We start from the raw sequence: 15178 nt of genomic DNA, 5'->3' as shown, positions 1-15178 counted from the left end.
CGACCCGACCTGCCCGACCACCCGAGAGGACCGCCGTGCCCGCCACCCCCACCGTGCGCGTCGACGCCGCGGACGCCCGTGCCCGGGCCCGCGCGGCGCTCGCCGCCCACGACCCCGCCGACGCCGACCTCGCGGCCCGCGCCGTCGTCGCGGGGGACGCGTCGGGGTGGCCGGAGTTCGGCCTCGCGCTCCTCGTCCGCGAGCTGCGGGACGCGCGCGAGCGGACGACGACGGGGCGGGCCGGCTCCGCGGCGCCGTCCGCCGTCGTGACCGGGGCGACCGCGACGCTGGACGCGTACGACCTCCCCGGGCCGGTCGCGCTCGCCACGGCGGTCCGCCGGGCGGCGGAGCTCGCACGCGGGCTCGGCGTCGGCGTGGTCGCCGTCCGCCGCGCGGGCGGGACGGGGCGCGTCGGCGCGTACGTCCGCGCGCTCGCCGAGGACGGGCTGGTCGGGGTCGCGCTCGCCCAGTCCCCCGCGACCGTCGCCCCGTACGGCGGGACCGCCCCCGTGGTCGGCACGAACCCGCTCGCCGTGGCGGTGCCGCGGGCCGGGCAGGGACGTGCGCTCGTCGTGGACGCCGCGACGAGCTCCGTCACGCTCGCCGACGCGCGGCGCCGCGCCCGGGAGGGCGCTCCCCTGCCCGACGGCGTGGCGCTCGGTCGCGACGGCGAGCCCACCCGGGACGCGGGCGACGTCGGTGCGCTGCTCCCGGCCGGTCTGCTCGGGTCCCTGCTCGGCCTCACGGTGGAGGCGCTCGCCGGGCTGCTCACCGGCGCGCGCGGCGACGCCGCGGGGCGTGGTCTCTGGGTGCTCGCGCTCGACCCCCGCGCGTTCGGCGCCGAGGACCTTGCCGACCGGGCCGACCGCCTCGGCGACGACTGGACGCGTGCCGGGGGCCGGGTCCCGGGCGCCCGGCCGGACGCGGAGGTGTTCGACGTCGACCGCGACGTCTGGGACGCACTGGCCCCGGCGACGGGAGGCACGCCGTGACGCTCCGGCTCACCGTCAGCCCCGCCGACGACCTGCTCGACGTCCCCCGCCGCATCGAGGTGAGCGGCGCCGCACCGGGCGCGCTCGTCACGGTCAGCGCGACGACGGACCGCGCCGGGACCGCGTGGTCCGCCCGCGCGACCTACCGCGCGGACCGGGCCGGCACCGTCCGGCTCGACCGTGACCCGCCGATGTCCGGCGACTACGGGCGCGTCGACGGGATGGCGCTCCTCACGTCGCAGCGGCCCGACGCGACGCCCGGCACGACGCCAGACACGGTGCCCGGCCGGCCGCCCACGACCGACGTCGAGCGCCCGCTGCGCACGCGCCTCGACGCGTGGGACGAGTCCGACGCCACGCAGCGCGCGACGGCCGACCTCGTGCAGCGCTGGACCGGACCCGGGGTGCGACGCCGCGACGTCCGCGAGGACGGGCTCGTCGGCACGCTCTTCGTGCCGCAAGGCGACGGTCCGCACCCGACGATCGTCGTGCTCAACGGCTCCGGCGGGGGGATCAACGAGCAGCGCGGCGCGCTCTACGCGTCGCGCGGCGTGCAGGCGCTCGCGCTCGGCTACTTCGGCGTGCCCGGCCTGCCCGACCACATCACCCGCACGCCGCTGGAGTACTTCGAGACCGCGCTGCGCCACGTGCACCGCGAGCTCGCGCCGCGCGCCGGCGTCGTCGTGGTGAGCGGCCAGTCACGGGGCGGCGAGCTCGCGCTCCTGCTGGGCGCCACCTACCCCGGCCTGGTGGGCGCCGTCGTCGCCTACGTGCCCGGGGCCCACGTGCACGGCTCTCAGGGCGCCGCGGACCCTGCGCAGGGGTGGGACTCCCCCACGTGGACGCTCGGCGGCGAGCCGCTCCCGCACCTGTGGCAGGACAACCCCGGCGTGACGTGGCAGCCGTGGACCGGCGGGCCGCCCCCGGACCGGTACCGCGACGTCTACGTCGACGGCCTGCGCGACCGAGGATTCGCCGCCGCGTCGCGCATCCCCGTCGAGCGCATCGCGGGCCCCGTCGCGTGCGTCTCCGGGATGGCCGACGGCCTGTGGCCCTCGAGCATGTACGCGCGCCAGGTCGTCGAGACGCTGCGCGCCGCGGGCCACGCGCACGAGACGCTGCTGCTCGACTACCCCGACGCGGGCCACTCGATCGCCCTGCCGCACCTCCCCGTCGCGCAGGGCCCGACCCGCCACCCCGTCTCCGGCATCGAGCTGTCGGCCGGCGGGACCCCCGCAGGCAACGCGTTCGCCGACGCCGACTCGTTCGCGCAGGTGTGCGCGTTCGTGGAGCGCGCGACGCGCGTGCCTGACCTGCGGCCCTGACCTTGTCCCGACCTGTGACCCGACCCGTGACCCGACCCATCGACGAGAGGACCGACATGTCCGCAGTGAGCGCCGAGTACCGCCAGGAGTGGGAGCGGTGGCACCGCGCCCGGATCGACGAGCTGACGAGCCCGTACGGGTGGATGTCCATGGTCAGCCAGGACTGGCTGACGGGCGCCGAGCCGCTGCAGGTCGAGGGCGTGCCCGGCACCTGGTCGGTCCAGGACGACGAGGTCGTGTACACGCCCGACGGCAGCGGGGAGACCGTCACGCTCGACGGCGCACCCGTGACGGTGCCGACGCCCGTGTCGACCGGCCACAAGTACTCCCTCGTGCCCGCGTTCTACGGCGACCTGCGCGTCGAGACGATCCGCCGCACCGACGCGACCGGCCGCCAGATCTTCGGCGTGCGCGTCCGCGACCCGCGCGAGGCGGCTGGCAAGCGCCTCGACGACATCGACACGTTCCCGCTCGACGAGCGCTGGGTCCTGCCCGCGCGGTTCACGCGGACGGCCGAGCAGGCCTCGGACTACCCGACGGTGGAGCGCGGCGTCTTCGAGGAGCAGCGCGTGATCGGCGAGGTCTCCTTCACCCTCGACGGTGTCGAGCACAGGCTCGCCGTCGCGGGCCGCCCCGACGACGACACCGGCATCGAGCGCGGCAACGCCCACTTCACGGACACGACGAGCGGCACCGAGACCTACGGGAACGGGAGGCTCGTGCGGGTCCCGGACATCGAGACCGACGGCGACACGGTGGTCGACTTCAACCGAGCGTTCTCGTTCCCGTGCGCGTTCACCAACTTCGTCACGTGCCCGCTGGCGCCGCCGCAGAACCGCCTCCCGGTGCCCGTGACCGCCGGCGAGAAGAAGCCGCCGCTGCGGATCGACCGGATCCAGACGTTCGCGCAGGCCTCCTGACCGGCTGCACGGCGCGCAGCCACGGCGGGCGACCCGGCGGACCGGGTCGCCCGCCGTCGTCGTGCACCGGTGCCGCGACACGCGGTCGACACATCCCTTGACACTCGGAAAGCGCCTTCCCTACGCTGCGAGGGTCGCGCACACGGACGTGCAGCTCGAGCCGGACGGGAGAGCCAGGACGCGGCGGCCGAGGGCCGCCACCGACCGTGCGCGCGGCCCGTGCGGACCCCGGCGCAACGACGCGGCCGAGGGGAACCGGCGGAGTGCAGGAACCCGACCCGGCGACGGACGGCCGGCGGGTCGGAGACATGACAGCGCTCACCCATGTCGTGCGAGCACCATCCGACGAAACGGAGCAGACGATGACGTCTACGCATTCGAGCCGACGAGGGAGAGCGGCGATCGCCCTCTCCCTCGCGGCCGTCCTGGGAGGAACCCTCCTCGGACCACCGGCGGCCGCGGAGGAGGCCGCGGACGGGTTCAGCGAGGTCCTCAGCTTCGAGGCCTACCAGCGCACCGCCCTGAACGGCCAGGACGGCTGGTCCGCCTCGTCGGCCGCCCGGGTCGTCGCCGACCCGCTCAACGGCAACAACCAGGTGCTCGAGATGGTCGGAGGCACCCAGCGTGCCCACCGCGCGGTCCCCGGGATCGCGGACGGCACGACCGGGACCGTGTTCTTCCGCTTCATGCGGACGGGGAGCGTCGACACGTCGTTCGGGATCACCGACCTCGACGCGCCGTCCGACTACGCGCACAGTCGCGCGTACGTGAACAACCAGAACAACGACGTCATGCTCGTGCGCGACGGCGGCGCCTTCAAGCCGGCCGGCGTCTGGTCGCGCGACACGTGGCAGTGCGTCTGGATCGTCGCCGACAACGCGACGGACAAGGTCAGCGTGTACAGCCAGGGCGGCCCGTACGAGGAGATCACCCGGCTCCCCGAGGGCACGGAGCAGCAGTTCGGCTTCCGCCAGGGCGTGACCTCGGCGCTCGACCGGTTCTTCTGGATCAACGGCGCCAGCAGCGCGGGCCGCCTCATGCTCGACGACGTCGCGGTCGACACGGCCGGGCAGAACCTCGCGATCCCGACGGGCAACCCGGCCGACTGCGCCGCAGGCGGCACGACGCCCAACGAGCCGCTGCTCAACCCGCTGCCCGACCCGGCGCCGTCGACCCTCGGCATCGAGGTGACGGAGCTCGCCCAGCTCCCGGCGTCGCAGACGACCCCGGCGACGCAGGACCCGCGCCTCGTGCGCCACAACCGCATCACGCACCTCGACGAGATCCCCGACGGCTCGGGCCGCCTCATGGTGCCGGACAACAACGCGGTCCTCTACACCGTCGACAAGGACACGGGCGCGTACGTGCCGTACCTGGACGTGCGCCAGCAGTTCCTCGACAACTTCCACAACAGCGCGGGCCTCGGCACCGGCGTCGGCTCTGCCGAGTTCCACCCCGACTTCGCCGAGAACGGCCTGTTCTACACCGTGCACACCGAGGGCGGCACGGCGCTGACGGAGGACACCCCGGACTACCCGGCATACGGCAACACGCAGTTCCACAGCGTCGTCACGGAGTGGAAGGCGACGGACCCGTCGGCGCCGGTCTTCGAGGGCACGAGCCGCGAGGTCCTGCGCGTGCCGTTCGCCGGCCGCGTGCACACGGTGCAGCAGATCGCGTTCAACCCCACGGTGGCCGAGGGTGACGCCGACTACGGGAACCTCTACGTCCTCGTGGGCGACGGGGGCAACGGCGTCGGCAACGGCAACCCGCAGAACCTCGGGACACCGCAGGGCAAGGTCTTCCGCATCGACCCGCTGGGCACGAACGCCGCCAACGGGCAGTACGGGATCCCCGCGGACAACCCGTTCGTCGGCACGCCGGGCGCGCTGCCGGAGATCTACGCCGTCGGCCTGCGCGACCCGCACCGCATCAGCTGGGACCCCGAGGGCGACCACACGATGTACCTGGGGCACATCGGCGAGTGGCAGGTCGAGTCCGTCTACGCCGTCGAGCCGGGCGACAACTTCGGCTGGTCGGTGCGCGAGGGATCGTTCCTCGCCGACAACCGCCAGATCTACCCGCTGCCCGCGAACGACGCCGAGAACGGGTTCACCTACCCTGTGGCTGCGTACGACCACAACCGCGACCCCGGCCAGACCGGGGACGCGGGCGTCGCGCTCAACGGCGGGTTCGTCTACCGCGGCGACATCCCCGAGCTGCGCGGGCGCTACCTCTTCACCGACCTCGTGCGCGGCTGGGTGCTCGCCACCGAGCAGGACGAGATGGTGCGCAACGACGGCGACCTCGCGGACCTGGCCGAGATCGAGCACCTGCGGGTGTTCGCCGACGGGGAGGAGACCACGTTCCAGGAGCTCGTCGGCGACCAGCGCGTCGACCTGCGCTTCGGGTCCGACGCCGACGGCGAGCTGTACCTCATCTCGAAGGCCAACGGGAAGATCTGGCAGGTCACCGGCGCGCGGCGCGCCGGGGCGTCCTCGCCCGTCGTGCTCCCCGAGCTCGCCGGGAACGTGGCGGCGCACTACGACTTCGACCACCCGGTCGCGGGCTCCACGACGTGGGAGGCCGACCAGGGCTGGTCCGGCACGAACATCCAGCTCGTCAACGGCGGCGTGGAGATGCGCGTGGCCGACCGTGCCTACCCCGGTGCGGGCGAGGCGCTCCAGACGCAGCAGATGAGCCCGCTCACGGCGTCGAACGACGACTGGAAGGCCGGCGTCTACGACCCCGCGGGCGTGGACTCGCTCGGCGCCTTCGCGGGCGCGGACGAGATCTCGGTCATGGGCTGGTTCAAGCCGACCGGAGAGCACCCTGCCCTCAACTCGGGCACGGCGAACCCCGACGACCGCTACAACGCGATCGGTCTCGCGGGCGTGCTCACGGGGACCTCGGACGGCCACGCGGTGCGCGCGCTGCTCGAGGTCATCACGGTCGGGAACGAGCTCAAGCTCGTCGCGCTCGGCCGCCGGGTCGACGGCGCCGGGTCCTGGACGTTCGCGGCCGACCTGCCGTGGGACCAGATCCTCGAGCGCAACCGCTGGGTCCACCTCGCCGCGACCTTCGACTTCGCGGGCGGCGAGATGAAGCTCTACATGAACGGCGAGGAGCTCGAGGGCCAGTACACGGCCCCGAACCCCTGGGGCGCCGGGGCCACGTCCCCGACCGACCCCGCGGGGCTCAAGATCGGCGGCAGCTATCCGCAGGACACGCGGGAGGCCAACCCGTTCCACGGCCGCATGGACGACCTCATGTTCCTCGACGTCGTCCCGACGCCGGAGCAGGTCGCGGCGCAGTACGCCCGGTTCGGCGCCCAGCCGGTCGAGCCCCCTGCCCCGCCGTCGTGCGCGCCGGCGGGCGAGCCGATCACGGACGTCCTGGCGGCCGAGCACTGGGCGCCGCGGACGCCGGCCAAGTGGCAGTTCCCCGGCGACGCGGTCGTCCTCGCCCAGGCGGGCGACAACCCGAACGACGGCATCCGCCGCCCGTTCGAGTACGCCGTCCTCACCGAGGGTCCCGAGCTCGGCTCGTTCGCGCTCGACGCCGAGGTCAGGCTCGACGCCCCGGCGTCGGTGAACAACCGGGACGTGATCGTGGTGTTCGGCTGGCAGTCGGACACGGAGTACTACTACGCCCACCTGTCGCAGGACAACACGATCTACGCCCACAACGGCATCTTCAAGGTGGACGGCAAGGACCGGGAGCGGATCGACGACCAGTGGGACGGCGCGGTCGGCGCCCCGCCGGCGGTCACGGACGAGGAGTGGCACGACGTGCGCGTCGTGCGCTGCGCGGACAGCGGCGACATCGCCGTGTACCTCGACGGGCTCGACACCCCGCTCCTCACGGCGAACGACACGACGTTCACCGAGGGGCGCGTCGGCTTCGGCTCGTTCGACAACACCGGGAGCCTGCGCGGCCTCGTCGTCACGCCGGCCGCCGAGCCGGCCGGGGTCGAGCTCGACGTGACGGTCTCCCCGCGGTGCCTCGCGGGCAAGGCGTACCTCGCCGTCGCGGCGACGAACGCGTCCGACGGCCCGGCGGACGTGACGCTCACGACGGCGTTCGGGTCGCGGACGGTCGCGGACGTCCAGCCCGGCAAGGCCGCCTACCAGTCGTTCGCGACGCGCGCCACGACGGTCGACGCCGGCGAGGTCACGGTCTCCGCGACCGCGACGGTCGACGGCGAGGAGGTGACGAGCGAGGTCGTGGTCGAGCACGACGCGCACACGTGCGGGTGACCCCCCCGCGCATGAGCGCCACTTCCTGACCGCGTGAGCCGCCCCGGCACCGCGACGGCTGCGTCCGACCAGCCGGCGGGTCCGGGGCGGCTCGTGCGTCCGGCCCCGCGGTGCTGCGGGAGCGACGACGCGAGACCGCGGTCAGGTGGCGGCGAGGACCGCCGCACCGCGCCGGAGGGCGAGCACGACCGCGCCGGCGACGAAGTAGTCCTCGTCGACCTCCTGCCGCGCCTCCCGGACCGCGCTGCGCAGGTCCTCCGCACGGGCGGCCAGGGCGCGCAGCGCCTCCTCCTCGGCGGGCTCGGTGCTGACAGAGCGCAGGGCGGCCGCGTAGGCGTCGAGCGCACGGGCCGCGAGCGGGCGCAGTCGGGCTCCCAGCGCCAGGTCGTCGCGCCCCTCGCGCTCCCACTCGACGAGGAGCCGGACGAGCGACCCCACGACGTCCGCGGACACCTCCAGCTCCTGCGCGCGCCGCACCTGGGAGACCGCCCAGTCCCGGTGCCGGCGCAGCCGGATGTTCGCCCGCGCGGCCTCGCGCGTGCGCGAGACGGCGTCGCGCGCACGCGCGAGCGTCGGCTCCACCTCGCGGCGGCGTTCCTCCCACTCCTCCGCGGACGGCGGTCGCTCCCCGTCGAGCCCGTCCGCGAGCGCCTCGACCTGGTCGACGAGCGTGTCGCGCAGCCCGTCGAGCGCCTCCTCGGTCGGCGTGAGCGGCAGCGGCGGGACCAGGAGGTTGATCCCGACGCCGATGGCCGCGCCCACGACGACGAGCCCGGCGTACGCGCCGACGAACTCGACCTTGGCCGCGTTGCCGATGATGAGGACGAACAGCGCCGACGTCACCGCCCACGTGCCCATCTCGCCGAAGCGGCGCCAGCCCGAGCACAGGAGCGCGAGCCCGACGACGAGCGCGACCGACAGCGCGCTCGGGGAGAGGACGAGGTCGACGCCGCGCGCGATGACCGCACCGACGAGGATCGCGAGGATCGCCTGGGTGGACTCGCGGACCGAGCGGGCGAGCGTGCTCGTCGTCGCGACGACGGCGCCCAGCGGCGCGTAGTAGGGGTAGTCGGAGAACGGCTCGGGCGCGAGCACGCCGACGAACCAGGCGAGGGCGGCGGCGACCGCGCCCTTGACCGCGAGCGACCACCGGGGGTGGCGCACCCACTGCCGCTGCGCGGCCGCCACGGCGCGACGTGCCCGCGCACCGGCCTCGACCGCCCGCCCGCCGCGGCGGCTCCCGCCCGCGGCGCTGTCCTCGCTCACCACGGGAACGAGGGTGCCGCGCACCCCCGGTGCCCGCACGCCCACCGGGGCCGCACGCGCCGGAGAACCGGCTCGGCGTGTGAGCGGGCGAAGCCGGTGCTTCACTGGCGGCGTCGGTGCAGCCAGCCGCCGACGCCGTCGAGCACCACGGTGGCGTCGCGCACCCCTGCCGGCCCCCGTGGCCCCCACGAGGAGGCAGATGATGGTCCGCCGACGCGGCGCGGCAGCCGCAGGAACGAGCTTGGTGGTGGCCGCCCTGGCCCTGACGGGCTGCGCCCAGGGCACGGGTGACGACGGCGCGGACGCCGACTTCTCGGCCGACGAGGCGCCGTCCGGCGAGCTCTCGATCATGGGGTTCGGCACCGGCGACGAGATCGGCGAGGTCCGGTACGACCGCGCCGTGCAGGACCTCGAGGGCGTCGACGTGCGCCTGTCCGAGGGGGAGCTCGACATCCAGGCCTTCCTCTCGGCCGTGGCGTCGGGCAACCCGCCCGACCTCGTCTACGCCAACCGCGACCAGATCGGGACGTTCGCGTCGCGCGACGCGATCCTCCCGCTCGACGAGTGCGTCGACGCCGAGAGCGTCGACATGGACGCGTTCGTCGACACGGCCGTCGAGCAGGTGACGTTCGACGGCAGCGTCTACGGCATCCCCGAGTTCAACCAGGTCCAGGTGACGATGGCGAACGCGGACCTGCTGTCGGCGGCCGGCCTCACGATCGAGGACGTGAACGGCTCCGACCGTGACGCGGTCACCGCGGCGAACGAGGCGCTGATGCGTACCGACGGAGGGACCCTGAGCGTCATCGGGTTCGACTCCAAGCTGCCGGAGTTCCTCCCGCTGTGGGCCAAGTCGGTCGGCGCGGACCTGCTGTCCGAGGACGGCCGGACGGCGCAGCTCGACGCGCCCGAGGTCGTCGAGTCGCTCGAGTGGGCGGTCGGCATCTACGACGCGCAGGGCGGGTTCCCGGCGGTCAAGACGTACCGCGACTCGGCCGACTTCTTCGGCGCCGGCAACCAGTTCGCGACGGGCGTGCTCGGCGCGATGCCGATGGAGCAGTGGTACATCAACGTGCTCAACGAGTCGTCGCCCGACGCACCCATGGCCTTCGACGCCGTGCGCACGCCCGACGGCGACGCGATCGCCTTCGCGTCGGGCTCGGCCTGGGCCGTGCCGCGCGGGAGCGAGAACCCTGCCGCGGCGTGCCGCTTCGCGCGCCTGATGACCGAGACGGACGCGTGGGTGCAGGCGGCGCAGGCGCGCGCGGACGCGCGTGCGCAGGACGGCCTCGTGTTCACGGGCGTCCTCACCGGCAACGAGGACGCGGACGAGCAGATCCGCGACGACCTCGTCCCCGACGACGCGCCGCAGCCGTGGAAGGACGCGATCGACGCCATGTACGAGGCGAACGACGCGACGTTCGCGCTGCCCGCCAACCCCGCGGACAACGAGTTCGAGACCGCGTGGCAGGACGCCGTGAACCGCGTGCTCAACGGTCAGCAGGAGCCGGCGGACGCCCTCGCGCAGGCCCAGGACGAGGCCCAGAAGGCGCTCGACGACGCCTGGGCGCAGTGGGACGAGGAGGGCTGAGGTGGCGGCAGCGGACGTCGTACCGAGCCTGCCGACCCCACCACCGGCCGCGGGCGGGCCGCGCACGGCGCCGTCCGGGCGCCGGCGCGGGCGGCCGAGCCCGTCCGAGCGCCGTGAGCGCAACGCGGCGCTGCGCTTCATCAGCCCGTGGATCGTGGGGTTCCTCGTCTTCACGGCGTGGCCCATCGTGTACAGCGCCTACCTGTCGTTCACGGACTACGACGTCATCAACGACCCGACGTTCGTCGGGCTGGACAACTACCGCGAGATGGCGCAGGACCCGAAGGTCGCGCTCTCCCTGTGGAACACGCTCGTGTACACGGTCGTCCAGGTGCCGCTGTACACGGTCGTCGGGCTCGCGCTCGCCCTGCTGCTCAACCAGGCGGGCCGGTCGGCGGGGTTCTTCCGCACGGCGTTCTTCATCCCGAAGATGACGCCGCCGGTCGCCGTCGGTGTGCTGCTCCTGCTGCTGTTCAACGGCCAGTACGGCGTCGTCAACCAGGTCTTGTCGTGGTTCGGCATCCAGGGTCCGTCGTGGACGACCGACCAGGCCTGGATCAAGCCCGGACTCGTGCTCATCAGCCTGTGGACCGTCGGGTCGGCCGTCATCATCCTGCTCGCGGCGCTGCGCAACGTGCCCAACGACCTGTACGACGCCGCGCGCGTCGACGGCGCCGGGTTCTGGCGCCGCACGCGCGCCGTGACCGTGCCGATGATCAGCGGCGCGCTGTTCTTCGTCGTCGTCATCAACACGATCGCCGGGTTCCAGATGTTCACCGAGGCGTACTCGGCCTACTTCGGCGCCGGGAACTCGACCTACCGCAACGACGCCGCGCTGTTCTACGTGATCTATCTCTTCCAGGAGGGCTTCCAGGAGCTCCACATGGGGTACGCGTCGGCGCTCGCGTGGCTGCTGTTCGTCGTCATCATGCTCGTCACGCTCGTCCAGCTCCTCGTGTCCCGACGACTCGTCTACTACGAGGGGGAGCAGCGATGACCACCGCACCCTCCTTCCCCCGTCCCGCCGTGAGCGGCCCGGGCGCCGCGCCGGACCCGACGACGGGTGCGCCCGAGGCCCTGGGTCCGCCGCCCCCCGCGCGGACCCGTGGCGCCGGGCGCGGACCGCGCCGCCGGTGGCTGCGCGCGGTCGTGCTCGCGGCGCTCGTGCTCGCCACGGTCGCGTTCGTCTACCCGCTGCTCTGGCTGCTCTCCGCGTCGTTCAAGCCGCGCGCCGAGGTGTTCGACAACCGGCTCGTGCCGCGCACGTTCACGCTCGACAACTACGTGACCGTGTGGCAGGAGGCGCCGCTCGCGCTGTGGCTCGGGAACACCGTCGTCGTCACCGTGCTCGCGGCGGGCCTGGTCACGGTGTCGAGCGCGCTCGTCGCCTGGGGCTTCGCGTTCTTCCGCTTCCGCGGCCGGGGCGCCCTGTTCGGCCTCGTCCTCGCGACGATGATGCTTCCCGGCGCCGTGACGATGATCCCGACCTTCCTCATCTGGAACCAGCTCGGGCTCGTCGGCACGAACGTGCCGCTGTGGGCGGGCAACCTCTTCGCGAGCGCGTTCTACGTGTTCCTGCTGCGGCAGTTCTTCCTCGGGCTGCCGCGCGAGCCGTTCGAGGCGGCCCGCCTCGACGGGGCGAACAACTGGCAGATGTTCTGGCGCATCGCCGTGCCGCTGTGCCGCCCGGCCCTCGTCCTGACGCTCCTCTTCGAGGCCCAGGCGGCGTGGACCGACCTCATGCGGCCGCTCATCTACCTGCAGGACTCGTCGACGTTCACGATCCCGCGTGGGCTCAAGGCGCTCATCGACCAGTTCGGCCCCGGGGGCGAGTCGCAGTGGGAGGTCGTCGTCACGGCCTCCGTCATCACGACCCTCCCGATGATCCTCCTCTTCTTCCTCGGCCAGCGGCACTTCGTCGAGGGGGTGGCGACGACGGGGAGCAAGGGCTGAGCACGCGGTACCCACCGCGCACCCGCACCACGCACCACGCAGCACGCACCACGCACACGCACCACCCACGGAAGGACGGCAGCACCATGCGAGCACTGACCTGGCAGGGACGCGAGAAGGTGAGCGTCGAGGACGTGCCCGACCCCCGGATCGAGCAGCCCACGGACGCGGTCGTGCGCGTCACGTCGACCGCGATCTGCGGCTCCGACCTGCACCTGTACGGGGTGCTCGGGATGTTCCTCGACGCGGGCGACGTCCTCGGCCACGAGGCGATGGGCGTCGTCGAGGAGGTGGGGCCGGAGGCCGGGAACCTCCGGGTCGGCGACCGCGTCGTGATCCCGTTCAACATCGCGTGCGGGCACTGCTGGATGTGCGAGCGCGGCCTCCAGACGCAGTGCGAGACGACGCAGGTCCGCTCGCAGGACAAGGGCGCCGCGCTCTTCGGGTACACCAAGCTCTACGGCCAGGTGCCCGGCGGCCAGGCCCAGTACCTGCGCGTGCCGCAGGCCCAGTACGGGCCCGTCGTCGTGCCCGACGACGGGTCGCCGGACGAGCGTTACCTCTACCTGTCGGACGTCCTGCCGACCGCGTGGCAGGCGGTCGAGTACGCCGACGTCCCGCCGGGCGGCACGGTCGTGGTCCTCGGACTCGGTCCCGTCGGGCAGATGTCCGGCCGGATCGCGCTCCACCGCGGGGCGTCCCGCGTCGTGGGCGTCGACCTCGTCCCGGAGCGGCGCGCGATGGCGGAGCGGCACGGCGTCGAGACCCTCGACCCGTCCGCCGTCGACGACCTCGCCGCGGCGGTGCGCGACCTCACGTTCGGCCGCGGCGCCGACTCCGTCATCGACGCGGTCGGCATGGAGGCGCACGGCTCTCCGCTCGCCGAGGCCACGCAGAAGGTCGTCGGCGTCCTGCCCGACGCGATCGCGGCGCCGCTCACCGAGCGCGCCGCGACCGACCGCCTCGCGGCCCTCTACACCGCGTTCGACCTCGTGCGCCGCGGCGGCACGGTGTCCATCTCGGGCGTCTACGGCGGCGCCAAGGACCCCCTGCCCATGATGCAGCTGTTCGACAAGCAGGTGACGCTCCGCATGGGCCAGGCGAACGTACGGCGGTGGACCGACGACGTCCTCCCCCTCGCCGCCGACGTCTCCGACCCGCTCGGCGTCCTGGACCTGCGCACGCACCGGCTCCCGCTCGAGTCCGCGCCGGACGCGTACCGCACGTTCCAGCGCAAGGAGGACGGCTGCATCAAGGTCGTGCTCGACCCGTGGGCCTGACCACCGTCGACGCGGTCGTCGTCGGCGCGGGGCCCAACGGCCTCGTCGCCGCGAACGCGCTCGCGGACGCCGGCTGGGACGTCCTCGTCCTGGAGGCGCAGGACACGTACGGCGGCGCGGTCCGCTCCGCCGAGGTCGCGGCGCCGGGGTACGAGACGGACCTCTTCAGCGCGTTCTACCCGCTCGCCGCCGGGTCGCCCGTCATCCGGGGGCTGCACCTGGAGGACCACGGGCTGTCGTGGTCGCGCGCGCCGGACGCCCTGGCCCACGTGCTCGACGACGGGCGCGCGGCGGTCCTGCGCGAGCGCGCCGTGGACACCGCTGCCGGGCTGGAGGAGTTCGCCCCCGGGGACGGCGACGCGTGGCTCGAGCTCGTCGCGGGCTGGGACCGGGTGCGCGACCCGCTCCTCGACGCGCTCTTCAGCCCGCTCCCGGCCGCCGGGCCGGTGCTGCGCCTGCTGCGCCGCCTGGGGGCGGCAGGGACGCTCGACCTCGCGCGCCTCGCCGTGCTGCCCGTGCGCCGCCTCGCCGACGAGTCGTTCCGCGGCGAGGGCGGCGGCTTGCTCCTCACCGGCAACGCGATGCACGCCGACGTCCCGCCCGACGCCGCCGGCAGCGGCGTGTTCGGGTGGCTGCTCGCCATGCTCGGACAGGACGTGGGCTTCCCCGTCCCGACCGGCGGCGCCGGGCGGCTCCCGGACGCGCTCGTCTCCCGGCTGCGCGCCCGCGGCGGCGACGTCGTCACCGGGGCGCGCGTCGACCGGATCCACGTGGCGCGAGGACGGGCGGTCGGCGTGAGCACCGCCGACGGCCGGCACGTGCGGGCCCGCCACGCCGTGGTCGCCGACGTGAGCGCTCCCGCGCTCTACCTCGACCTCGTGGGCCCGGACGCGCTCCCCCCGCGCCTCGTGCGCGACCTCGACCGGTTCCAGTGGGACCACCCCACGGTCAAGGTGAGCTGGGCGCTCGACCGGTCGATCCCCTGGACCGCGCCCGGCGCCCGGTCGGCCGGGACGGTGCACCTCGGCGTCGACCGGGCGGGGTTCGTCGACGTCGCGGCCGCGCTCTCGCGCGGCGTCGTCCCCGCGCGGCCCTTCCTCGTGCTCGGCCAGATGACGACCTCGGACCCCTCGCGCTCCCCCGCCGGGACCGAGTCGGCCTGGGCGTACACGCACGTGCCGCACGGTGTGCGCTGGACGCGCGAGGCGGTCACGGAGGAGGTGCGGCGCGTGGAGGACACGGTCGAGCGTGCGGCCCCCGGGTTCGCCGACGCCGTGGTCGGCCGCTTCGTGCAGACACCGGCCGACCTCGAGGCCGCCGACGCCAACCTCGCGGGCGGGGCCATCAACGGCGGGACGTCCGCCGTGCACCAGGAGCTGTTCCTGCGGCCGACCCCCGGCCTCGGCCGGCCGGAGACGCCGGTCGCGTCGCTCTACCTCGCGAGCGCGTCCGCCCACCCGGGCGGCGGCGTGCACGGCGCGTGCGGGTGGAACGCGGCGCGCGCTGCTCTCGCCGCCGCCGGACCGCGCGGGGCCCTGCGCCGCGCGCTCGTGCGTACCGCGTGGGCACGGCTGCTGCGCGACCCCTGACCC

General features: G+C 74.3%; 10 protein-coding genes. 9 read left to right on the top strand and 1 reads right to left on the bottom strand.

Features of this window, described 5'->3' with window-relative positions:
* The first annotated feature begins 35 nt into the window (after positions 1-35).
* From FB00_RS12635 to FB00_RS22060, 4 genes are all read left to right on the top strand, one after another.
* Complete coding sequence (locus tag FB00_RS12635) at positions 36-992, top strand: Ldh family oxidoreductase (protein WP_082141269.1); 957 nt, start codon at positions 36-38, stop codon at positions 990-992.
* Positions 989-2317, top strand: a complete 1329-nt coding sequence (locus tag FB00_RS12630; RefSeq protein ID WP_047233272.1) for an acyl-CoA thioester hydrolase/BAAT C-terminal domain-containing protein — start codon at positions 989-991, stop codon at positions 2315-2317. The genes FB00_RS12635 and FB00_RS12630 overlap by 4 nt, the downstream gene beginning before the upstream one ends.
* 56 nt (positions 2318-2373) lie before the next feature.
* Entirely contained in the window at positions 2374-3237 is an 864-nt protein-coding gene (locus FB00_RS12625) for a DUF1684 domain-containing protein (RefSeq protein WP_082141268.1), read from the top strand.
* A gap of 362 nt (positions 3238-3599) precedes the next feature.
* Positions 3600-7496 (top strand): PQQ-dependent sugar dehydrogenase, encoded by a 3897-nt coding sequence (locus tag FB00_RS22060; RefSeq protein WP_231581833.1) that lies wholly within the window; start codon positions 3600-3602, stop codon positions 7494-7496.
* Between the two features lie 141 nt (positions 7497-7637).
* On the opposite strand, the gene FB00_RS12615 is transcribed toward FB00_RS22060, so the two are convergent.
* Positions 7638-8765 (bottom strand): FUSC family protein, encoded by a 1128-nt coding sequence (locus FB00_RS12615; RefSeq protein WP_156186394.1) that lies wholly within the window; start codon positions 8763-8765, stop codon positions 7638-7640.
* Between the two features lie 244 nt (positions 8766-9009).
* Here FB00_RS12615 and FB00_RS12610 point away from each other — a divergent pair, with 244 nt between their 5' ends.
* The 5 genes from FB00_RS12610 to FB00_RS12590 all read left to right on the top strand — a co-directional run bounded on the left by FB00_RS12610 (position 9010) and on the right by FB00_RS12590 (position 15175).
* Positions 9010-10353, top strand: a complete 1344-nt coding sequence (locus FB00_RS12610) for an extracellular solute-binding protein (RefSeq protein ID WP_231581832.1) — start codon at positions 9010-9012, stop codon at positions 10351-10353.
* 1 nt (position 10354) lies between these two features.
* On the top strand, positions 10355-11350 hold the full coding sequence (locus FB00_RS12605; RefSeq protein WP_231581831.1) for a carbohydrate ABC transporter permease: 996 nt from the start codon (positions 10355-10357) through the stop codon (positions 11348-11350).
* The gene (locus FB00_RS12600; protein WP_082141267.1) at positions 11347-12306 is read left to right on the top strand and encodes a carbohydrate ABC transporter permease; all 960 of its coding nucleotides are present in this window, start codon (positions 11347-11349) and stop codon (positions 12304-12306) included. The genes FB00_RS12605 and FB00_RS12600 overlap by 4 nt, the downstream gene beginning before the upstream one ends.
* An 86-nt stretch (positions 12307-12392) precedes the next feature.
* Positions 12393-13586, top strand: a complete 1194-nt coding sequence (locus tag FB00_RS12595) for a zinc-dependent alcohol dehydrogenase (protein ID WP_047233269.1) — start codon at positions 12393-12395, stop codon at positions 13584-13586.
* Positions 13577-15175 carry a phytoene desaturase family protein gene (locus FB00_RS12590; protein WP_231581830.1) on the top strand — a complete coding sequence of 533 codons (1599 nt, stop codon included), beginning with the start codon at positions 13577-13579 and terminating at the stop codon, positions 15173-15175. Before FB00_RS12595 ends, FB00_RS12590 begins: the two co-directional genes overlap by 10 nt.
* Positions 15176-15178 lie beyond the last annotated feature (3 nt).

This window comes from Cellulosimicrobium funkei, from assembly GCF_001019615.1.
Lineage (GTDB): Bacteria > Actinomycetota > Actinomycetes > Actinomycetales > Cellulomonadaceae > Cellulosimicrobium > Cellulosimicrobium cellulans_E.
This window is presented reverse-complemented; position numbering and strand designations above follow the sequence as displayed.

Coding starts and splice junctions, on each gene's coding strand:
- FB00_RS12595 (WP_047233269.1), top strand. CDS start 12,393: ATGCGAGCACTGACCTGGCAGGGACGCGAGAAGGTGAGCGTCGAGGAC.
- FB00_RS12600 (WP_082141267.1), top strand. CDS start 11,347: ATGACCACCGCACCCTCCTTCCCCCGTCCCGCCGTGAGCGGCCCGGGC.
- FB00_RS12625 (WP_082141268.1), top strand. CDS start 2,374: ATGTCCGCAGTGAGCGCCGAGTACCGCCAGGAGTGGGAGCGGTGGCAC.
- FB00_RS22060 (WP_231581833.1), top strand. CDS start 3,600: ATGACGTCTACGCATTCGAGCCGACGAGGGAGAGCGGCGATCGCCCTC.